At 73.4% G+C, this 20,147-nt stretch carries 15 protein-coding genes, 1 tRNA gene and 2 pseudogenes; 11 read left to right on the forward strand and 7 right to left on the reverse strand.

The window, feature by feature from the left end; translation table 11 throughout:
- Positions 1–94: 94 nt before the first annotated feature.
- A complete protein-coding gene (locus ACZ7FF_RS38795) occupies positions 95–1,045 on the forward strand; it encodes a LysR family transcriptional regulator (protein ID WP_470818649.1) in 951 nt (316 codons plus the stop codon).
- 148 nt (positions 1,046–1,193) lie between these two features.
- Positions 1,194–3,119 (forward strand): collagenase, encoded by a 1,926-nt coding sequence (locus ACZ7FF_RS38800; RefSeq protein ID WP_470818651.1) that lies wholly within the window; start codon positions 1,194–1,196, stop codon positions 3,117–3,119.
- A 73-nt stretch (positions 3,120–3,192) separates the two neighbouring features.
- On the opposite strand, the gene ACZ7FF_RS38805 is transcribed toward ACZ7FF_RS38800, so the two are convergent.
- Positions 3,193–4,647, reverse strand: coding sequence for a glyceraldehyde-3-phosphate dehydrogenase (locus ACZ7FF_RS38805; protein ID WP_470818653.1), 1,455 nt, complete (start codon positions 4,645–4,647; stop codon positions 3,193–3,195).
- A gap of 203 nt (positions 4,648–4,850) precedes the next feature.
- Here ACZ7FF_RS38805 and ACZ7FF_RS38810 point away from each other — a divergent pair, with 203 nt between their 5' ends.
- From ACZ7FF_RS38810 to ACZ7FF_RS38825, 4 genes are all read left to right on the forward strand, one after another.
- A complete protein-coding gene (locus tag ACZ7FF_RS38810; RefSeq protein WP_470818655.1) occupies positions 4,851–6,059 on the forward strand; it encodes a hypothetical protein in 1,209 nt (402 codons plus the stop codon).
- Positions 6,060–6,152: 93 nt separating this feature from the next.
- Positions 6,153–6,473, forward strand: a complete 321-nt coding sequence (locus tag ACZ7FF_RS38815) for a hypothetical protein (protein WP_470818657.1) — start codon at positions 6,153–6,155, stop codon at positions 6,471–6,473.
- 162 nt (positions 6,474–6,635) lie between these two features.
- Positions 6,636–7,466, forward strand: coding sequence for a PP2C family protein-serine/threonine phosphatase (locus ACZ7FF_RS38820; RefSeq protein ID WP_470818659.1), 831 nt, complete (start codon positions 6,636–6,638; stop codon positions 7,464–7,466).
- 40 nt (positions 7,467–7,506) lie between these two features.
- On the forward strand, positions 7,507–8,523 hold the full coding sequence (locus ACZ7FF_RS38825; RefSeq protein ID WP_470818661.1) for an MASE1 domain-containing protein: 1,017 nt from the start codon (positions 7,507–7,509) through the stop codon (positions 8,521–8,523).
- A 90-nt stretch (positions 8,524–8,613) separates the two neighbouring features.
- On the opposite strand, the gene ACZ7FF_RS38830 is transcribed toward ACZ7FF_RS38825, so the two are convergent.
- Positions 8,614–8,967, reverse strand: coding sequence for a hypothetical protein (locus ACZ7FF_RS38830; protein ID WP_470818663.1), 354 nt, complete (start codon positions 8,965–8,967; stop codon positions 8,614–8,616).
- Positions 8,968–9,047: 80 nt separating this feature from the next.
- Between ACZ7FF_RS38830 and selA the strand changes: the two genes are divergently transcribed.
- Both selA and ACZ7FF_RS38840 read left to right on the forward strand, forming a co-directional pair.
- Entirely contained in the window at positions 9,048–10,784 is a 1,737-nt protein-coding gene (selA, locus tag ACZ7FF_RS38835; RefSeq protein ID WP_470818665.1) for an L-seryl-tRNA(Sec) selenium transferase, read from the forward strand.
- Positions 10,784–11,206, forward strand: a pseudogene (locus ACZ7FF_RS38840) (GTP-binding protein); the annotation flags it as partial. The gene selA and the pseudogene ACZ7FF_RS38840, both read left to right, overlap by 1 nt.
- 216 nt (positions 11,207–11,422) lie before the next feature.
- On the opposite strand, the gene ACZ7FF_RS38845 reads toward ACZ7FF_RS38840, so the two are convergent.
- Positions 11,423–12,160, reverse strand: a complete 738-nt coding sequence (locus tag ACZ7FF_RS38845) for a hypothetical protein (RefSeq protein ID WP_470818667.1) — start codon at positions 12,158–12,160, stop codon at positions 11,423–11,425.
- A gap of 204 nt (positions 12,161–12,364) precedes the next feature.
- Between ACZ7FF_RS38845 and ACZ7FF_RS38850 the strand changes: the two are divergent.
- Positions 12,365–12,526, forward strand: a pseudogene (locus ACZ7FF_RS38850) (SelB domain-containing protein); the annotation flags it as partial.
- 35 nt (positions 12,527–12,561) lie between these two features.
- Here the strand turns inward: ACZ7FF_RS38850 and ACZ7FF_RS38855 are convergent.
- A tRNA-Sec gene (locus ACZ7FF_RS38855) sits at positions 12,562–12,654 on the reverse strand.
- A 34-nt stretch (positions 12,655–12,688) separates the two neighbouring features.
- On the opposite strand from ACZ7FF_RS38855, the gene selD reads away from it, so the two are divergent.
- Positions 12,689–13,705, forward strand: coding sequence for a selenide, water dikinase SelD (selD, locus tag ACZ7FF_RS38860; RefSeq protein ID WP_470818669.1), 1,017 nt, complete (start codon positions 12,689–12,691; stop codon positions 13,703–13,705).
- 53 nt (positions 13,706–13,758) lie between these two features.
- Here the strand turns inward: selD and fdh are convergent, their stop codons facing one another.
- Positions 13,759–17,016 (reverse strand): formate dehydrogenase, encoded by a 3,258-nt coding sequence (gene fdh / locus ACZ7FF_RS38865; RefSeq protein ID WP_470818671.1) that lies wholly within the window; start codon positions 17,014–17,016, stop codon positions 13,759–13,761.
- 226 nt (positions 17,017–17,242) lie between these two features.
- On the opposite strand from fdh, the gene ACZ7FF_RS38870 reads away from it, so the two are divergent.
- Positions 17,243–17,932, forward strand: coding sequence for a haloacid dehalogenase type II (locus tag ACZ7FF_RS38870; RefSeq protein ID WP_470818673.1), 690 nt, complete (start codon positions 17,243–17,245; stop codon positions 17,930–17,932).
- 12 nt (positions 17,933–17,944) lie between these two features.
- Here ACZ7FF_RS38870 and nrfD read toward each other — a convergent pair whose 3' ends face one another.
- Together nrfD and ACZ7FF_RS38880 are read right to left on the reverse strand one after the other, a co-directional pair.
- Complete coding sequence (gene nrfD, locus ACZ7FF_RS38875; RefSeq protein ID WP_470818674.1) at positions 17,945–18,964, reverse strand: NrfD/PsrC family molybdoenzyme membrane anchor subunit; 1,020 nt, start codon at positions 18,962–18,964, stop codon at positions 17,945–17,947.
- Positions 18,961–19,977 (reverse strand): 4Fe-4S dicluster domain-containing protein, encoded by a 1,017-nt coding sequence (locus ACZ7FF_RS38880; protein ID WP_470818676.1) that lies wholly within the window; start codon positions 19,975–19,977, stop codon positions 18,961–18,963. The genes nrfD and ACZ7FF_RS38880 overlap by 4 nt, the downstream gene beginning before the upstream one ends.
- Between the last annotated feature and the right edge of the window lie 170 nt (positions 19,978–20,147).

Consider the following 20,147-nt stretch of genomic DNA (forward strand, 5'->3'; position numbering starts at 1 on the left):
GGTCACGACCACGGCCGGCGAGGGCGTGAGCACCGGTTTTCCCGTGGCCGACGGGACGGGGGAACGGTCGTGGGACGAGACGGGAAGTGGAGCGATGGAGCTGGAGCTGCGGCACCTGCGCGTGCTGTGCGCGATCGCGGACGCGGGCAGCGTGGGACGCGCCGCCACGCAGCTGGGGTACTCGCAGCCGGCCGTGAGCACCCAGCTCCGGCGCATCGAGCGCCATCTGGGCGAGCCACTGTTCGAGCGCGGCACCAGCGGGGTGCGGCCGACCCGTTACGGCGCCGAGGTCGTCGCCCAGGCCCGGGACGTGCTCGCCAGGGCCGATGCCATCGGCCACCGCCCGGCCGAGCGCCCCCGCCGGGCGCTGCGCGTCGCCGCGACCAACTCGCCCATGCTGTCCGGCACGGTCTCCCGGGTGCGCACCCGGCTGCCGGAGCTGTCCCTCGCGGTCAACAGCGTCTACGCCTCCTCGCGGATCGTGGAACTGCTGGAGGAGGGCACGGTGGACGCGGCCATCGCCGCCGACTACCCGGGCATGGAGCTGCGGCACTCGGGCGCGGTGCGGCACCGGGGCATCGTCACCGAGCCGACGTTCGTCGCCCTGCCCGCCCGGCACCGGCTCCGGCAGTGCGCCCAGGTGCAGCTCGCCGACCTCGCCGAGGACGCCTGGTTCGTCACCCCGGACGACGGCGCCGGCTGGCCCGGGGTGTTCTACGACGCCTGTGCGGCGGCCGGGTTCGCGCCGGTCACCGTCCACGAGTTCCTCGGCGACCAGACCCAGCTGCAGACCATGATCGCCGACGGGCTCGGTGTCTCCCTGGTGCAGCCGACGTTCCGCCCGGTCCCGCACGTCGTCGTCAAGCCGCTGGCCGGCTCCCCGCTGTGGTGCCGGTACGTGCTGGCCTGGCGGCCCGACGCCGTCACCGACGACGTGGTGGAGACGGTGTTCCAGTCGGCCACGGCCGCCTACCGCGATCTCGTCGCCCAGGCACCGCACCTGCGCACCTGGGCCTCGCGCACCTGGAGCGCCACCGGGGCGTAGCGGCACGTCAAGGACGCGCCGCGATGTTATGAGCGGTCAGTGTCATGTGCTATGTCACACGCCATTGTTGGGGCGCACGGTCCGCTGAGACAGTGCCTCACACGCCTCAACTCCCCACAGAGGCGCATCTCTTCGTGGAGGAATCCAGATGCGCTATCGCTTCACCCTGCCCAGACGCGTGGCCGGTGCCACCGCCGTCTGTGTGACCGTGGCCGGCCTGCTGGCCACCCCGGCACTGGCGTCGCCCCAGCCGCACCACGGTCCGGTGACCGCGCCCCTCAGCCGCACGGCCACCCCCTCGCCGACCGGCGCGACCACCGCGGCCACCGAGCACCCCGCGAGCCGGCCCCACCGTCTGAACCCGGCCCAACTCCCGCCCCGGCGAGCGGAATCGGCCGAGCCGGCCCACCGGGCGCCCCGGACGGCCGCCTCGTGCACCCCGGCCGACTTCGGCTCCCGCACGGGCACCGCCCTGGTGGCCCTGGTCAAGGCCTCGTCCACGGACTGCGTGAACACCCTCTTCGCGGTCACCGGCAAGGACGCGCACGACATCTTCCGCGAGCCGCAGATGATCACCGTGGCGAACGCGTACACCCGCGCCGCCGGCCAGTACCGCGGCGACGACTCGGGCAGCCTGGAGCAGCTGGTGCTGTTCCTGCGCGCCGGCTACTACGTGCAGTTCAACGACTCCGCGGACGTCGGCTCGTACACCTCCCGCCTCACCACCGCGGTCACGGCGGGCCTGGACACGTTCTTCGCCCGCTCCCACACCCGGGACGTCACGGCGGCCAACGGCGACATCCTCGGCGAGACGGTCATCCTCACCGACAGCGCCGACCAGCAGGGCCGCTATCTGTACGTCTACCGGCGGCTGCTGAACGACTACGACAGCACCTACGACTCCCTGCCCAGCATGATCAGTGCCGTCAACGACGTCTACACACCGCTGTGGCGCGGCAACTGGAACCCGGCCTACGTGCAGGCGGTCGAGGCGGATCCGCGCATCATCGACACCCTCTTCGACTTCGCCGTCGCCAACACCGACCAGCTCGGCACCGACCTGTCCTTCCTGGACTCCAACGCCGGGATGAACGTGGCCCGTTACGTCGAGCACCCGGAACTGCGGGACGCGGCACGGCCGTTGGCGAAGGAACTGCTGGACGAGACCGCGATGACCGGACCGACGGCCGGGCTCTGGGTCGCCGTGGCCACGCAGGCGAACGCCTACGACGGCGCCGACTGCTCGTACTACGACGTCTGCGACCTGCCCGGGAAGCTCACCAGGGCCGTGCTGCCCGTCACCCACCGGTGCGACTCGAACGTCACGTTCCTCGCCCAGTCGCTGACCGCCTCCGACCTCGACGCCGCGTGCGCCGGCGTGCTCGGCCAGAGCACCTACTTCCGCGGCGTGGTCCGGGCCGACGGCGCGATACCCGGCCAGTACGCGTCGACGATCCAGCTCGTGGTGTTTGCGAGCCGGACCGACTACCAGACCTACGCCGGCCCGATCTACGGCATCGACACCGACAACGGCGGCATGACCCTGGACGGCAACCCGTCCGACCCGGCCAACCAGGTGACGTCGATCATGTACCAGAAGGACGCCGACGACGGCTTCGTGGCCCGGATCTGGAACCTCAACCACGAGTACACGCACTTCCTGGACGGCCGCGACGACATGAAGGGCGACTTCGCCCAGGAGACCACCGTGCCGGACGTGTGGTGGATCGAGGGCCTGGCCGAGTACGTGTCCTACAGCTACCGGGGTCTCGCCGACGACCAGGCGGTGCAGGAGGCGGCCAAGCACACCTACCGGCTGAGCACCCTGTTCGAGAACACCTACGAGAACAGCGACGTGACCCGCACCTACCCGTGGGGCTACCTGGCCGTGCGCTACATGGCCGAGCGGCACCCCGACGACGTGCAGCGCATGCTCGCCAGGTTCCGCGCCGGTGACTACGCCGGCGGGTACGCCGTCTACCACGACGGCATCGGCACCCGCTACGACGCCGACTTCGACCAGTGGCTCACGGCGTGCGCCGCTGGTTCCTGCGCCACGCCCGCGAAGGCCTGACCGCACGCGCCCGAGAACGGCGGCCGCCGACCGGAACCCGGTCGGCGGCCGCACCTTCGCGCGGGGGCGGGCGTCAGACCGCCGTCGCCGGGTAGGTCGGGTACTCCACGCCCGACACGTACTGCACGACCCGGACGACCTGGCACGAGTAGCCGAACTCGTTGTCGTACCAGAGGTAGAGGATCGCGTTGTCGCCGTCGACCTTGAGGGCGCCGGCGTCCACGATCGAGGAGTGGCGCGAGCCGATGAAGTCGCTGGAGACCGCGTCGGGCGCCGTGGTGAAGTCGATCTGGCGCTTGAGCGGGGAGGTCAGCGAGACGTCCCGCAGGTAGTCGTGGACCTCCTCGCGGGTGGTCTCACGGGCCAGCTGGAGGTTGAGGATCGCGATCGAGACGTCCGGCACCGGCACACGGATCGAGCTGCCGCTGATCGTCGCCTTGAGGTCGGGCAGCGCCTTGGCCACGGCGGAGGCGGCACCGGTCTCGGTGATCACCATGTTGAGCGGCGCGGAGCGGCCACGGCGCTCGGACTTGTGGTAGTTGTCCAGCAGGTTCTGGTCGTTGGTGAACGAGTGGACGGTCTCCACGTGGCCGCGCAGCACGCCGTACTCGTCGTCCATCGCCTTCAGCGGCGGGACGATCGCGTTGGTGGTGCAGGAGGCGCAGGACAGGATCTGCTCGTCCGGCTTGATGGTGTCGTGGTTGACGCCGTGCACGATGTTCGGGACGTCGCCCTTGCCGGGCGCGGTCAGCACGACCTTGTCGATACCGGGGCGCAGGTGGTTGGACAGCCCCTCGCGGTCGCGCCACTTGCCGGTGTTGTCGATGAGGATGGCGTCCCGGATGCCGTACTCGGTGTAGTCCACGTGCGACGGGTCGTCGGCGTAGATCACCTTGATGGCGTTGCCGTTGGCGAAGATCGTGCTGCTGTCCTCGTCCACCGTGATGGTGCCCTGGAACTGGCCGTGGATCGAGTCGCGCCGCAGCAGCGAGGCGCGCTTGACGAGGTCTCCGGCGGCCCGGGCGCCGCCGCCGCGCACCACGATGGCGCGCAGCCGCAGGCCGTTGCCGGAGCCGGCCTTCTCGATCAGCAGGCGGGCCACCAGGCGGCCGATGCGGCCGAAACCGTACAGGACGACGTCGCGCGGCTCGCGGCGGTCGATCTTGTTGGCGCCGGTGGCACCGGCGACGGCCTCGGCGGTGAACTCCTCGACGCTCAGGCCGCGCTCGTCGGCCTGGTACGTCGTGGCCAGCATCCCGAGATCGATCTGGGAAGGCCCGAGGTCGAGGGCGGTCAGGGCCTTGAGGAACGGCATGGTCTCGGTGACGGACAGCTCGGCGCCGGCGATCTGCCGGGCGAAGCGGTGCGTCTTCAGGATGCTGACCACCGACTTGTTCACCAGGGAGCGGCTGTGCAGCAGGACGGTCACGTCCCGCTCGCGGTGCAGCTTCCCGATGAGCGGGATCATCGACTCCGCGATCTCCTCGCGGTGCTTCCAGTTGGTGAACGAGTCGTCGTTGACAGTCACAGATCTATCTTTCGAGCTAGGCAGCGCTCATATGGTAACCACACCCTACGTCGATCTTTCCGGGGGCCGTCCACAGGGGTGCCGGAGTGCGGGTTTGCCCCGTTTTGGGAAGCAAGGAGGAAGTTCCTGAATCAGGGTGGAAGTGTGTAAGAAACCCGAGTCGCGGATTGCACGTCTTACCTGGCGTGCCCAAGGTCAACAGAGTGAGCACCTCTTCCGTACCCCGGCCCGAGCGGGCCGCCCCGTCCCGACCCGTCGGCCCCCCGGACCTGCCCTGGATCGCCCGGCGGGGGATCCCCGAGGGGGCGCTGGCGGCCGTCGCCCTGTTCACGGCCGTCCGGCTCGCGGGGGTCCTGACGGTGATCGTGACGAACGCCCTCAGAGGGCATCCACTCGTCAAGACACTCGCCCATTCGTGGGACTCCCGCTGGTACCTCCACATCGCCGCCCAGGGCTACGGCCAGAAGATCTGGATCAGCCCGAAGGGCGCCGTCCAGACCGACTGGGCGTTCTTCCCCCTCTACCCGGCCCTCATCAGGGCGCTGACCACGGTCTTGCCGCTCACCCCCGGCGAGGCCGCCCTGCTCATCTCCTGGATCGCCGCGGGCGTGGCCGCGTACGGCGTCTACGTCATCGGGCACCTCCTGTACGGCCGCGGTGTCGCCACCGCCCTGGTCGCACTCTGGGCCGCCATGCCCCACGCGGTCGAACTGACCATCGCCTACACCGAGTCCCTGTTCGCCGCGCTCGCCATCTGGTCCCTGTACTTCGTGCTCAAGGGCCGCTGGCTGTGGGCCGGAACGCTGGCCGCGCTGGCCGGCCTGTCCCGGCCCAGCGGGTTCGCGGTGGCCGGCGCCGTCGCGCTCGCGGCCGCGTACGAGGCGCTGCGCCGGCGCGGCCGGGTCCCCGTGAGCCTGTGGGCGGGCGCCGTCCTGGCCCCGCTCGGCTGGCTCGGCTACGTGCTCTGGGTGGGCACGCAGACCGGGGACCTGCTCGGCGGCTACTTCAAGGTCCAGAGCGCCTGGGACTCCCGCTTCGACTTCGGCGTCGGCTCGGCCCGCTTCGTCAAGGGCCTGCTGCTGCACGGCGGAGGCGTGGTCTACCCGGCCGCCCTGGTGATCGTCGCGGCCGGGGTCCTGCTGTTCGCGCTGCTGTGTCTCGACCGCGCCCCACTGGCCCTGGTGATCTTCTCCGGGGTGCTGATCCTGCTGGTGGTCGGCGGCTCCGGCTCGTTCTCCTCCAAGCCGCGCTTCCTGCTGCCGGCCTTCCCGCTGCTCATCCCGATGGCGCGCGCCCTCGCCCGGACCTGGCGGGTGCGCCCGGCCCAGGCGATGCTGGTCTACGGCACCCTCACCGTGGTGTCCCTGCTGTTCGGCGCCTATGTGACCGCGGTGGCCCACTCCCCCCTGTGAGCCGCCGCGGTCACCCGGGCACTCGCGCCGGGCCGCGCTGTGCGAAGGCCGTGAATCGGGGTAGGCGAGGGGACGCGCGAGGAAAGGACCGTCATGACGACCTACGTGATCAGCGTCCCCGGCACCTTCACCACGGGAATCGGCTCGGACACCCGCACCCGGCTGTCCCGGGCACTGCGGTCGGCCGATCCGCACGAGACGCGGATGGGCAGCACCGAGGACCTGGACGTGCTCAGCGTCAACGAGGACAACACCTTCACCCTCCGTCTCACCGTCGAGGCGGACACCGGCCCGCACGCCGAGGAGGAGGCCCGCCGGCTTGCGGACTCCGCACTGCGCGACGCGGGACTGGACGAAGGGAGCGCGCCGCTGGGTCCCGCGGTGATCACCGGCATCGATTCCGAGGTCCACTGACGCCGGTGGCAGCGGGCGCCGGGGCGGTCATGGGCGGCCGTACCCGGCGTCGGCGCGGGCACCACCGGGGCGACATCATTCGAAATAGGTAAAATCTAGGCGTTCGCCGAACACTCAGGCGACCGTCCCTCCGGGAGCCACCGCCCCGCCGGAAGTGAGTCGATGCCCCGCAAGAGCTCCACCGACGACGGCGACGAACTGCTGGTCAGACTCGGTTCGCTCACCGCCCAGGCACGCGAGCGCGCGGAGCTGCAGCGCACCCAGGTCGAGCTGGCCATCGCCCTGCAGCGCGGCATGCTGCCCCGGGACCTGCCCGCCGCCCCGGGGCTGCACCTGGCGGTTCGCTACGCGCCCGCCTGCCACGGCCTGAACGTGGGCGGCGACTGGTACGACGCCTTCACCCTGCCCGACGGCGGGATCGGGCTCTCCATCGGGGACGTCCAGGGCCACAACATCGAGGCCGCCGCCTTCATGGGCCAGGTGCGTGCCGGGCTGCGTGCCCTCGCCACCGTCAGCAGCGAGCCGGGCGAACTCCTCGCCCGCACCAACGACCTGCTGCTCTCCCTCGGCAGCGACCTGTTCGCCACCTGCACGTTCATGCGGCTCGACCCCGTCACGGGGGTCATGGAGAGCGCCCGGGCCGGCCACATCCCCTTCGTGTGGGCCACGGCGGACGGCAGGGCCGGGGTCGCCGACGACGAGGGCGGCCCACCGCTCGGCATCGACCGGTGCTTCACGTACCCCGTGGCCCGGCACCGCCTCACCACGGGCGGAATGTTCGTGCTGGTCACCGACGGCGTGGTGGAGGGCCCGTCGCTGCACATCGAGGACGGGCTCGAACAGGTGGTGCGCCTCGCGGGCATCGCCGCCGTCGCCGGTCTGGAGAGCCACGCGCTGGCCGCGGCCGTCATCAAGGGGGCCGAGGGTATCGGGCACGAGGACGACGCCGCCGTCCTCGTCGTGGGCATAGACGGGCCCCGGGCGCGGCGGTGAGGCGTCCCTCGCCTCGCAGACCGGCGCCCAGCGGTGTGAGATGGCTGCTGTGGTGGGTATCGAGCGACTGCACCGGCCGGGCGGCTACGCCGTCCAGGTGCTGGCAGTCGCTGCCGTCTACTACGGCGCCGCCCGCCTCGGCCTGCTGCGCGAGCTGTCCGTGGAGAGCGCCGTCGTCACCCCCATCTGGCCGCCGACCGGCGTCGCCGTCGCGGCCCTGCTGATCCTCGGCCTCGGCTGCTGGCCCGGCATCACGCTCGGCGCCCTCCTGGTCATCCTCTCCCTGGCCGCTCCGGGGCCCGACCTCGTCGGCATCCTCTTCGGCAACACCATCGCACCCGTGTGCGCGGCGCTGCTGCTGCGCCGGGCACGCTTCCGCATGGACCTCAGCCGGTTCCGGGACGGTCTCGCCCTGGTGTTCCTGGGCGCCATGTGCGCCATGCTCGTCAGCGCGACCGTCGGCGTCGGCATGCTCGTACTCACGGACAAACTGGCCACCGAGGGCTTCTGGCCCGTCTGGCTGGCCTGGTGGGTCGGCGACGCGATGGGGGTCCTGCTCGTCGCCCCCCTGCTCCTGCTGATGCGCGGGGCCCGCTGGCCGCCCGCCCTGGGACGCTGGAAGGAGGCGACCGCGCTCGCCGTCATCGCCTGCTGCGTCGTCCCGCTGGCCACCTACAGCTCGATCAGCCTGCTGTTCCTCGTCTACCCGCTCATCATCTGGGCTGCCCTGCGCTTCCAGCTCGTGGGCAGCGTCCTGTGCGCGCTGCTGACGTCCGTGCTGGCCACCGTCGCCGCGACCGACCGCGTAGGGGGGTTCGCGCGACTGAACCAGATCGAGGTCATGGCCAAGCTCCAGGCGTTCAACGGCGCGATGGCACTGACCGCGCTGCTGCTGTCCGCGCTGATCGTCGAGCAGCGCAACACCCGGCGCTCGGTGGAGCAGGCCTGCCAGGAGCTCGTGGAGGTCCTGGAACACCTCACCGCGGGCGACGTGCCCCCGCCCCGCCCCCAGCCGGGCACCGACGACACCGACGGCAGATCCCGGCCCAGCCGGTGACGCGGGATGCGTGACCGCGGCGGCCGACGCGGAGCACGGGTGGCAGCGGGCCGGTGGCGAAAGGGAGCGGGGCGGTCCTGGGCGGTCGTCCTATCCGGCGGTCCCGGGGCCGGGCTGCTCCTCGTCCTGGCCCTGCCGCGCGGCGCGCCTGCGCTCCGCGAGGTCCCGTGGCGTCGGAGTCGGTGGGTGGGTGGCATCCGTGGCCCCCGGCCCGCCGCCGCTCGTCGTGCCGTAGCCCCCGGGGATGCCCGGCGGCATGTCCGCGGCGGCCTGTGCCCCGCCGATGAGCCGCCTGGCCCTCACACCGGCCCGGCGCTCGGGGTACGGGTGGTCGAACGGCTCGGCGGCGGCCCGCTCGCGCTCCGTCTCGCGCTGCCGTTGCGCCGCGCGCTCGGCCGCCGTCGCGTCCTCGTCCTGTCGGTTGCGGTCGTTGCGGTCAGTCATGCGGCGCCGGGTACCCGTGCCGCGGCCCTCACACCGTCGGTCCGGCGTGTCGAACGGGCGGCCCGGGGCACTGGGAGACGATGGGCGAGGCCCGCGACGAGCAGGCGCCCGACCGGAGGGACGGCGGCGGCATGGAGCAGCGGGTGGCACCGCGAACGGCAGGGGCGCGGCACACGGAGACGGGCCCGGCGACGGCGGCGGCCGGAGCGGACCCCCGGGCCCAGGGACGCTCGGCGACGGCGGCGGCCGAAGCGGACTGCCGCGCCCAGGGACGGCGCGGCGGCGCCGTGGGTGCCGCGGATGACGGCGGGCCCGTGCCGGACGAGGCTGGAGGCGTGCAGGACGACGCCGTACGGCCCCCCAACGCCCCCGTGTCCCCGCCCGGCGCCCCCGACGCCCGGCGCCGGATCCCGCGCACCGACGTGCTCCTGCGCGACCCCCGGCTCGCCGCGGCCGTGGAGCGGCTGGGCCTCGGCGTGGTCAAGGGGGCCGTACGGCGGGCACAGGAAGGCGCCCGGACGGGGAGGGTCGCGCCCGAGCGGGTGCCGGAGGCGGCCCTGGGACTGCTGGCCGACACCGCGAGCGGGTTGCGCCCGGTGCTGAACGCCACCGGGGTGCTGCTGCACACCAACCTCGGCCGGGCCCCGCTGTCGGCCGCCGCGAGGCAGGCCGTCCAGGAGGCGGCGGGACCCACGGACGTGGAACTCGACCTGGTGACCGGCGTACGGGCCCGCCGCGGACGCTCCGCGCTCGCCGCGCTGCGCGCGAGGGTGCCCTCCGCCGGCGCCGCCCACGTCGTGAACAACGGGGCCGCCGCGCTGGTCCTGGCCGCCACGGCGCTGGCGGCCGGCAGGGAGATCGTCGTCAGCCGGGGCGAGATGGTGGAGATCGGCGACGGCTTCCGCCTGCCCGACCTGCTGGTGTCGACCGGAGCCCGGCTCCGCGAGGTCGGCACCACCAACCGCACGACCGCCTCCGACTACGCCGCTGCCATCGGCCCGGACACCGGATTCGTGCTGAAGGTGCACCCGTCCAACTTCCGCATCACCGGTTTCACCCGTTCCGCCGAGGTCGCCGAGCTCACCGGCCTCGGCGTCCCCGTCGTCGTGGACATCGGCTCCGGGCTGCTCGCCCCGCATCCGGCGCTGCCCGACGAGCCCGACGCCGACACCCCGCTGCGCGCGGGCGCCGCCCTGGTCACCGCCAGCGGCGACAAACTCCTCGGCGGACCCCAGTGCGGACTGCTCCTCGGGGACCAGGACCTGGTCCGCACCCTCGCCCGGCACCCGCTGGCCCGCGCCCTGCGTGTCGACAAACTGACGCTGGCCGCACTGGAGGCCACCCTCACCGGGCCGCCCACCCCGACCGCCCTGGCCCTGACCTGCGACCCCGCCGCCCTCATGGCCCGCGCCCGGCGGCTCGCCGCCGAGCTGGGCGCCGACGGCACCGACGTACGGGCCGTGGAGAGCACCGCCACCGTCGGCGGCGGAGGCGCGCCGGGGGTCACCCTGCCGAGCGCGGCGCTCTCGCTGCCCGAGCCCTACGCCGCCGCCCTGCGTACCGGCCCGGTCCCGGTCGTCGGCCGCCTGGAGGCCGGGCGCTGCCTGCTGGACCTGCGCGCGGTACCGCCGGAGGACGACGAACGACTCGCCGGAGCCGTACGGGCAGCACCACGGCAGGGCGAGACGAGCGTGCGCGCCGCACCGGTGCCGACGCCCGACACGGACCCGCAAGCCGACCGGACGGGGCCGACGCCGGGCGAGACGGGCACGCGGGCAGGTCCGTCCCTGCCGACCCCGCCGGAAGGGCGGCCGTGATGCGGGTCCTAGCCACCGCCGGCCATGTCGACCACGGAAAGTCCGCCCTGGTACGGGCCCTCACCGGCATGGAGCCCGACCGCTACGCGGAGGAGCGCCGCCGGGGCCTCACCCTCGACCTGGGCTTCGTGTGGACGCGGCTCGGGCCGGACGGGGACCACCTCGCCTTCGTCGACGTGCCCGGCCACGAGCGGTTCGTGCCGACCATGCTGGCCGGCGTGGGACCCGTGCCCGCGGTGCTCTTCGTGGTCGCCGCCGACCAGGGCTGGCAGCCCCAGTCGCAGGAGCACCTGGCGGTCATCGACGCGCTCGGTGTCCGGCACGCCGTTCTCGCGGTGACCCGCAGCGACCTCGCGGACCCCGAACCCGTGCGCGCGGACGCCGTCGAGCGCCTGGCCGCGACCTCCCTCGGCAAGGTGGCCTCGGTCGCCGTGAGCGCGGTCACCGGCGCGGGACTGGACGACCTGCGCATGGAACTGGCCAGGCTGGCAGCGGAGTTGCCCGAGCCCGATCCCGCCGCGGATGTGCGGCTGTGGCTCGACCGGGCGTTCACCGTCCGCGGCCACGGCACCGTGGTCACCGGTACGCTCGGCGCCGGCACCCTGCACGTCGGCGACCGGCTCGTCACCGGGGACGGCTCAGCGGTGCTGCGGGTGCGCGCGCTGCAGTGTCTGCACGAGGAGCGTACGGCGGTCAGCGGGGTGGCCCGCGTGGCGGTCAACGTGCACGGCCAGGGCGACGGCACCCTGCGGCGCGGACAGGTGCTGCTGGAACCGGACCGCTGGCTGGACACCGAGGTGACCGACGTCCGGGTCACCGGCGAGCCGGTGGCCGAGCTGCCCCGCCACGCCACGCTGCACATCGGCACGGCCGCCGTGCCGGTCACCGTCCGGCCGCTCGGCGAGGACACCGCCCGCCTCACCCTCGGCAGGGCGCTGCCGCTGCGGGTCGGCGACCGAGCGGTGCTGCGCGAGCCCGGCGGCGGCCGGCCGCCCTGCGGAGTCACCGTCCTCGACGTACGGCCGCCCCGGCTGGACCGCCGCGGTGCCGGCCGGGCCCGCGCGGCCGAACTCCGGGACCTGACCGGCCGCCCCGACGGGTCGGGCGAACTGCGCCGCCGCAAACTGATCCGGCGCGCCGAGCTGAGGGCGATGGGCGTCCCGGCCCCCGCCGAACCCGTCACCGGTGACTGGCTCGCCGACCGGGCGCACTGGAAGACCCTCGGGGACCGGCTGGTCGCCGAGGTCGAACGGCACGCCCGAGCGCACCCCCTGGAGCCTGGCCTGCCCGCCGAGGCCGCCCGTCGGCTGCTCGGCCTGCCCGACCGCGCCCTGGTCGACGCCCTGGCCGAAGCCGCGCCCCAACTCCGCCGTCACCAGGGCCGGTTGTACGCGTCCGCACAGGCAGGGCCCGACCTGCCCCCGCCCGTCCGCGCGGCCGTGGAGGCCGTACGCCGGGACCTGGCCCGTGCGCCGTTCCGCGCACCGGAGGCCGGCCGGCTGGGCGAACTGGGGCTCGACCGCAGGACGCTGGCCGCCGCCGTGGCGGCCGGCGCGCTGCTGCGCATCGCCGACGGCGTCGTGCTGCTGCCCGGCGCGGACGCCGGGGCCGCCGACGTCCTGCGCGCGCTGCCCCAGCCGTTCACGCTCAGCGAGGCGCGGCGCGCGCTGGACACCACCCGCCGGGTGGCCGTACCGCTGCTGGAGTTCCTGGACGCACAGGGCCGTACGGAACGCGTCGACGACCAGCGCCGACGCTGCAGGCCCGAGCCGGGGAGCGGAGGCGGACGGGAATCGAACCCGCCTGCCCGAGATCCTCGGGCACCTCGGTTTTGAAGACCGGGAGGGCCACCAGGCACCCACACGCCTCCACCGCTCGTCAGGCTAGTGCCCCGGGAGACCACGATGACACCGACCCGCCAAGCGGCCGTCCGCCTCACGCAGTTCGCCCACGGCGGCGGCTGCGCCTGCAAGATCCCGCCGGGGGAGCTGGAGGAGGTGGTCAGCGGGCTGACGATCCCCCAGCTCGCCGGGGGTGACACCCCGCTCCTGGTCGGCCTCGCCACCGGGGACGACGCGGCCGTCGTCACCCTGCCCGGGCAGCCGGCCACGGCCATGGTGTGCACCGCCGACTTCTTCACCCCGGTCGTGGACGACCCCTACGACTGGGGACGCATCGCCGCAGCCAACGCCCTGTCCGACGTGTACGCGATGGGCGGGCGGCCCGTGCTCGCCATCAACCTCCTGGCCTGGCCGCGCGACCGGCTCCCCTTCGACCTGGCCCGCGAGGTGCTGCGCGGCGGCCTGGACGTCGCCACCGAGGCCGGCTGCCACGTGGGCGGGGGCCACAGCGTGGACGACCCGGAACCGAAGTACGGCATGGCCGTCACCGGCGTCGCCGATCCGGCACGGCTGCTGCGCAACGACACCGGCCGGCCCGGCCTGCCCCTGTGCCTGACCAAACCGCTCGGCCTCGGTGTGCTGAACAACCGTCACAAGGTGACCGGGGAACGGTTCGAGCAGGCCGTCGCCACGATGACCGCCCTCAACCGGGACGCCTCGCGGGCCGCGCTGGCCGCCGGCGCCACCTGTGCCACCGATGTCACCGGGTTCGGCTTCCTCGGCCACCTCCACAAGCTGGCGAAGGCCTCCGGGGTCACCGCCGTGATCGACACCGCGGCCGTCCCGTACCTGGACGGCGCCCGGGAGGCCGTCCGCGACGGGTTCGTCAGCGGCGGCACCCGGCGCAACCTCGAATGGGTCGCACCGCACACCGACTTCGGCGGCACGGACGCCGACACCCGGCTGCTGCTGGCCGACGCGCAGACCTCCGGCGGCCTGCTCGTCGCCGGTGAGGTGCCGGGGGCGCCGGTGGTCGGGGAGCTGGTGCCGCAGGGCGCCGACTCCATCGTGCTCGCGTAGCAGACCCCGGGGTTCCTGTGCGAAGAGGGAACCCCGGGGCCCGTCTGGAGGGATCAGGGATCCGTGCCGGTGTGCTCGTCGATGCCCGCCCGGGCGCGGTAGGCCCGCACCAGCTCCACGGACGCGGGGCCCCGCGGCCTGCGGCCCGGACGGATGTCGACGGCGAACGCCTTCGCCTCCTGGATGTGCGTGTTCGGGTCCAGGGACAGGTGGAGCAGCTCGTTGGCCGCGTCACCGGTGCTGTAGCCGTTGGGGCCCCAGTGGTAGGGCAGCCCCACCTGGTGCAGCCTGCGTCCCTGCACGGTCAGCGGGGCCATCCGGTCGGTCACCAGCACCCGCGCCTCGATCACCGCCCGCGCGCTGACGATCGTCGCCCAGCCGGTGTGCGCGAGGCCCCGCTCGGCGGCCAGCTCCGGCGACACCTCGCAGAAGAACTCCGGCTGCAGTTCCGCCAGGTAGGGCTGCCAGCGCGACATGCCGCCCGCCGTGTGGTGCTCGGTGAGCCGGTAGGTGGTGGCCACGTACGGGAACACCTCCGTGCCGGGCTCGTCGCCGCTCGGCTGGTAGCGGTTGTCCGGACCCGAGGGCATCACCTGCCGCACCGGGTTGCGCTGCTGCTCGTACAGCAGGTTCGGGAAGGGCGAGTCCTGCGGCTCGTAGTGCACCGGCAGGGGGCCGTCGGTGAGCCCGGACGGCACGTACAGCCAGGCCTTCCCGTCGGCCTGCATGATGAACGGGTCCTTGCCGGACAGCGCCTCGGGGCCGGTCGCGCCCTCGGGCGGCTCGCTGTCGGGGGACTTGTCCTTCTTGAAGTCGGGGACGTCGTGCCCGGACCACTCACCCTTGTCCGGGTCCCACCACACCAGGGCCTTGCGCTCGCTCCACGGCCTGCCCTCGGGGTCGGCGGAGGCCCGGTTGTACAGGATCCGGCGGTTGGCGGGCCAGGCCCACGCCCACTCGGCCGCCACCCAGTCCTGCTCCTGGCCGGGCTTGCGGCGGGCGGCCTGGTTGACCCCGTCGGCGTAGACCCCGCAGTAGATCCAGCAGCCGCAGACCGTCGAGCCGTCGGGCTTCAGCTGCTCGTAGGAGGACAGCGGCCTGCCCTCGGCGTCGTGGCCGTTGATCTCGGCGAGCACCGCCTCCGCGTCCGGTTCGTCCAGCCGGCCCTTGGTCGGGTAGTCCCAGGTCAGATCGAGCAGCGGCCGGTCCATCTCGTCGGTGGACCCGGCGAGCTTCTCCCGGATCAGCCGCCCCAGGTGGTAGAAGAACCACAGGTCGCTGCGCACCTCGCGGTCCGGCTCCACCGCCTGGTGGTGCCACTGCAGCATCCGCTGGGTGTTGGTGAAGCTGCCGTCCTTCTCGGTGTGCGCGGCGGCCGGCAGGAAGAACACCTCGGTGCCGATGTCCTCCGTGCGCAGCTCACCCGTCTCGATCTCCGGGCCGTTCTTCCACCACGTGGCCGACTCGATCAGCGAGAAGTCACGGACCACCAGCCAGTCCAGGTTCGCCATGCCGAGCCGCATCAGCTTGGAGTTGGCGTTGCCCACCGCGGGGTTCTCGCCCACCAGGAAGTAGCCCTTGCAGACGCCGTCCAGCTGGGCCATCGTCGTCTCGTACGCCGAGTGGGAGCCGGTCAGCCGCGGCAGGTAGTCGAAGCAGTAGTCGTTCTCCTCGGTCGCCGCGTCGCCCCAGTACGCCTTGAGCAGGCTGATCAGGTACGAGCGCATGTTGCCCCAGTAGCCCTTGTGGGCGGCCTCGGCCTGGAGGAAGGTGTCCAGGTCCTCGTCCTTGTGGGCGTGCGGCATCGGGATGTAGCCCGGCAGCAGGTTGAACAGGGTCGGGATGTCCGTCGAGCCCTGGATGGAGGCGTGGCCGCGCAGCGCGAGGATGCCGCCGCCCGGCCGTCCGATGTTGCCGAGCAGGGTCTGCAGCACGGCCGCCGCGCGGATGTACTGCACACCGACCGTGTGCTGCGTCCAGCCGACCGCGTAGGCGAAGGCCGTGGTCCGCTCGCGTCCGGAGTTCTCCGTGAGCAGTTCGCACACCTGACGGAACAGGTCCTGCGGCACCCCGCAGATCTGCTCGACCATCTCCGGCGTGTAGCGGGCGTAGTGCCGCTTGAGCACCTGGAAGACACAGCGCGGGTGGGTCAGCGTCTCGTCCCGCTCCGGCTCGCCTTCGCCGATCACCGCGCCGCCGGCGCCGTGCGCCTCGCCGCGGGCCGCCTCGGCCACCGAACCGCCGCCGGTGCGCTTGTCGTACTCCAGGTCACGCAGCCCGGAGGCCGCCTGCATCTCGGTGCCCTCGTACTGCCAGCTGGTGTTGTCGTACGAGCGGGTTTCGGTGTCGAGGCCGGAGAAGACGCCGGCCAGGTCCTCGGGACCCTGGAAGTCCTCGCTCACGATCACCGGCGCGTTGCTGTAGGCCACGATGTACTCGCGGAAGTACTTCTCCTGCTCCAGCACGTAGTTGATGATCCCGCCGAGGAACGCGATGTCCGTGCCCGCGCGCAGCGGCACGTGCACGTCGGCGAGCGCGCTGGTGCGGGTGAACCGCGGATCGACGTGGATCAGCTTCGCGCCCCGCGCCTTGGCCTCCATCACCCACTGGAACCCGACCGGATGGCACTCGGCCATGTTCGAGCCCTCGATGAGGATGCAGTCCGAGTTCTGCAGGTCCTGCTGGAAGGTGGTCGCGCCGCCGCGCCCGAACGAGGTTCCCAGACTGGGAACGGTGGAGGAGTGTCAAACACGCGCCTGGTTCTCGATCTGGATCGCTCCCAGCGCGGTGAAGAGCTTCTTGATCAGGTAGTTCTCTTCGTTGTCCAGCGTTGCCCCGCCGAGGCTCGCGAACCCCAGTGTCCGCCGGGTGCGGGTCCCGTCGACCTCCCACTGCCAGCCCGCCCGGCGCGCCTCGATCACCCGGTCGGCGATCATGTCCATCGCCGTGTCGAGGTCCAGCCGCTCCCACTCGGTGCCGTGCGGGCGCCGGTAGAGGACCTGGTGCTCGCGGGCGTCCCCGGTGGTCAGTTGCAGGCTCGCCGAGCCCTTGGGGCACAGCCGGCCGCGGGAGACGGGGGAGTCCGGATCGCCCTCGATCTGGGTGACCTTCCCGTCCTGCACGTACACGTTCTGGCCGCAGCCCACCGCGCAGTACGGGCAGACGGACCTCACCACCCGGTCCGCCGTGGCCACCCGGGGCTGCAGCCGTGCGCTGCGCCCGCTCTTGGCCGCCGCGCCCCGGCCCAGCGGGTCCGTGCCCGTCAGCTGGCGGTAGACCGGCCAGGAGTCGATCCAGGTGCGTACGCCCACAGCCGCTCCTCCCGCTCGTCTCCGATTGTCCCGCAGCCTCACGGCCACGGCACCTTCCGGCGTGCTGGGCCGCGGAGTGCCCAGGCGGGCGCGGGTCAAACGGCGCCGCCAGGTGTGAGGCGGGCGCTTCGGGGGGACTTTGCCCCTGCGGTCGCCGGCATGCCGCACCACATCCCTGGTCGTGCGGCCCCGGGTCAACCGGGCGGCACGAAGCCCGCGCACGGAGGTGGTCCCCCTGCCCGCCCGTCCCCGCCCCCGCGTCCTGGTGTTCGACGTCAACGAGACCCTGACCGACCTGCGCCCGCTCGCCGAGCGCTTCGAACACGTGGGCCTCCCCGGCCACCTCCTCACGGCCTGGTTCGCCGGAGTGCTGCGGGACGGGGTGGCCCTGACCCTGGCCGGCGGCCAGGCGTCCTTCGCGGCCGTCGCCCGGGACGGCCTGCGGGCCCTGGCGGCCGAGGTGGAGAGCGCGACCGATCCGGACGAGGCCGCGGACCACGTCCTGGCCGGGCTGGCCGGGCTGCCCCCGCACCCGGACGTGCCGGACGGCGTGCGGTCGCTGCGCGCGGCCGGGTACCGCCTGGTGACCCTGACGAACGGCTCCGCCCTCACCACCCGCGGGGTGCTCGACCGCGCCGGACTCACGGACCGCTTCGAGCGCCACCTGGACGTCGAGACCCCCGGCCGCTGGAAGCCGGCGCCGGGGGCCTACGCCCACGCGCTGGACGCCGTGTCCGTCCCGGCGCACGAGGCGCTCCTGGTCTCCGTGCACCCCTGGGACATCGACGGCGCCGCCCGCGCGGGCCTGGCCACCGCCTGGCTGCGGCGCACACCCCGTCCCTACCCCACGACCGCACACCCCGCCGACCTGATCGCCCCTTCCCTGACGGACCTGGCGACCCGCCTCGGCGGCTGACGCCGTCCCCGCTCAGCCGCCGCGCGCCGCCAGCCGTTCGCGCTGCGGCACGACCGTGTACTTGGGATCCTCGGCGGAGGCCACACCGGCGTGGAAGATGCCGAAGCGCAGGGCCGCCGACCCGGAGACCAGCGCGGCTCCGGCGGCCAGGGCGAGGCGGCGGTCGCGCAGCCGTCCGGAGAGGACCGCCAGGGCCGCTCCGCCGGCGGTCAGCACCTGGGCCGCACGCAGCAGCGCACGCGGCCTGCCCTGCTCGAACGGCTCGGCGGCCAGGCCCATGCCCTTCTTCATGGTCTGGAAGGCCCCCATCTCCAGGGCGGCCCCGAGCACGGCCATCCTGCGGGCCGGACCCGCCTCGGCGGCCGGAGCCGCGAGCAGCGCGAGACCGGACGCGGCGGCCGCCCCGGAGCCCGCGAAGACGAACGGCAGCTGCCGGTAGCCCTCGTGCCAGGAGGGCACCGCCGTGTCCGAGAGGAGCACCGCGGTGTACGTCGCCACCGCCGGGCCGAGGCAGGCCGCCGCCGCCGTGGCCGCCGAGCCCAGCATCCGGTAGCGGCCCGCCACCTCGGTGGCCGCTGCGGCCAGGGTCAGCGGCGCGTACCCCACCAGCACCCAGGAGCCCACGCTCATGGGGGAGGTGTACTTCACGACCCGGAGCATGTTCAGGAACCGGGCCGGCCGGCCCAGGTCGTGCACGAGCGCGGCGAGCGACAGCGAGATCGCCCCGGCCGCCCCCACCTTCGCCGGCGCCGCGAGCCCCGGCCGCCCGGTGGCCTGTCCGCCGGCCGCCAGCAGCGAGGACGCCCCGGCCATGCCGCCGAGCCACAGATACCCGGCGATGTCCAGTGCCTTCCACGTCGGCTTGTTCAGCACGGGCCTGCCGTAGTACGACGAGAACGTCGCGTCCGGCACCATGGGCTGCTCACCTCGCCCGCGCCGGCGCCGGCGGCGCCCCGCCCGGGCCCCCGTCAGCGCCTCGCGCTCGGGCCGCGCGCCCTGCACCCCCGGCCGGGTGACGTCGGATTCGCTCATCGCGGCCTCCTCACGAAGCTGCCGACGGCGAGCGCGGCCAGCGAGACGGCGGCCAGTGCCGCGTGCCGCCACATGTCGGGCAGGTCCCTGGTGGTGACGACCGGGTCCGGGGGCAGTCCGTAGACCTCCGGCTCGTCCAGCAGCAGGAAGAACGCGCCGTCGCCGCCGACCCCGTCGTCCGGGCTCTCGCCGTACAGGCGCGCGTCGGTCGTGCCGGCCTCGTGCAGCTGCGTCACCCGGTTCCCGGCCCGCTCGCGCAGCTCGTCCAGCGGGCCGAACTGGATGGAGTCCGTCGGGCAGGCCTTGGCGCAGGCGGGCTCCATGCCGGTGCCCAGCCGGTCGTAGCACAGGGTGCACTTCCACACCCGGCCGTCGTCCTTGCGCTGGTCGATGACGCCGTACGGGCAGGCGGGCACGCAGTAGCCGCAGCCGTTGCAGATGTCCTCCTGGACGACGACCGTGCCGAACTCCGTGCGGAACAGCGCCCCGGTGGGGCACACGTCCAGGCAGGCCGCGTGGGTGCAGTGCTTGCACACGTCCGAGGCCATCAGCCAGCGCAGCTCGGTGCGGCCGTCGGGGGAGACCGGGGAGATCTGCCCGGCGGGGGCGCCCTCCGGAGCCAGGCCGGGCGGGGGAGTGGTGGCGCCGGGTCCCGGGGAGGCGGCGTCCGTGCCCAGCTGCCCGGCGGCGGCGAAGATGTCGACGTCCTCGTGCACGACTCCGGGCTCCTGCCCGCCGAACGGCTTGCGCTGCTCGATGAAGGCCACGTGGCGCCAGGTGTCGGCGCCGAGGCCCTGCGTGTTGTCGTAGGACATGCCGGTCAGTTCGAGACCGTCCTCAGGCACGGCGTTCCACTCCTTGCACGCCACCTCGCACGCCTTGCAGCCGATGCACACGGTGGTGTCGGTGAAGAAGCCCATCCGCGGCGGGGCGTCCCTGTAGCCGGACGCCCCCGCCACGTCCGGCAGCGGGCCGTACAGCAGGTTCTGGTGGTCCTCAGCGCTGCCGCTCATGGCGTGCCTCCTCGCTCACGGCTCCTCGCCCCTCGCCTACCTCGCCCGGCGCGGCCTGAGCGGGGGTGGTACGAGGAAACCGGTAAGCCTCCCAAGTCAGCGGGACGAACGGTGGCCGGGGCGCACGCCGCGCGGGAACCGCCGTCTCCACGACGAGACCGCGCCCGCCG

It is taken from the genome of Streptomyces sp. NPDC037126, from assembly GCF_055605965.1.

Bases quoted from the DNA above. Each gene is read 5' to 3' on its own strand.
- ACZ7FF_RS38800 (WP_470818651.1), top strand. From the start codon at position 1,194: ATGCGCTATCGCTTCACCCTGCCCAGACGCGTGGCCGGTGCCACCGCC.
- ACZ7FF_RS38795 (WP_470818649.1), top strand. From the start codon at position 95: ATGGAGCTGGAGCTGCGGCACCTGCGCGTGCTGTGCGCGATCGCGGAC.
- ACZ7FF_RS38815 (WP_470818657.1), top strand. From the start codon at position 6,153: ATGACGACCTACGTGATCAGCGTCCCCGGCACCTTCACCACGGGAATC.
- ACZ7FF_RS38880 (WP_470818676.1), bottom strand. From the start codon at position 19,977: ATGAGCGGCAGCGCTGAGGACCACCAGAACCTGCTGTACGGCCCGCTG.
- ACZ7FF_RS38830 (WP_470818663.1), bottom strand. From the start codon at position 8,967: ATGACTGACCGCAACGACCGCAACCGACAGGACGAGGACGCGACGGCG.
- selA (WP_470818665.1), top strand. From the start codon at position 9,048: ATGGGCGAGGCCCGCGACGAGCAGGCGCCCGACCGGAGGGACGGCGGC.
- selD (WP_470818669.1), top strand. From the start codon at position 12,689: ATGACACCGACCCGCCAAGCGGCCGTCCGCCTCACGCAGTTCGCCCAC.
- ACZ7FF_RS38820 (WP_470818659.1), top strand. From the start codon at position 6,636: ATGCCCCGCAAGAGCTCCACCGACGACGGCGACGAACTGCTGGTCAGA.
- nrfD (WP_470818674.1), bottom strand. From the start codon at position 18,964: ATGAGCGAATCCGACGTCACCCGGCCGGGGGTGCAGGGCGCGCGGCCC.
- ACZ7FF_RS38825 (WP_470818661.1), top strand. From the start codon at position 7,507: ATGGCTGCTGTGGTGGGTATCGAGCGACTGCACCGGCCGGGCGGCTAC.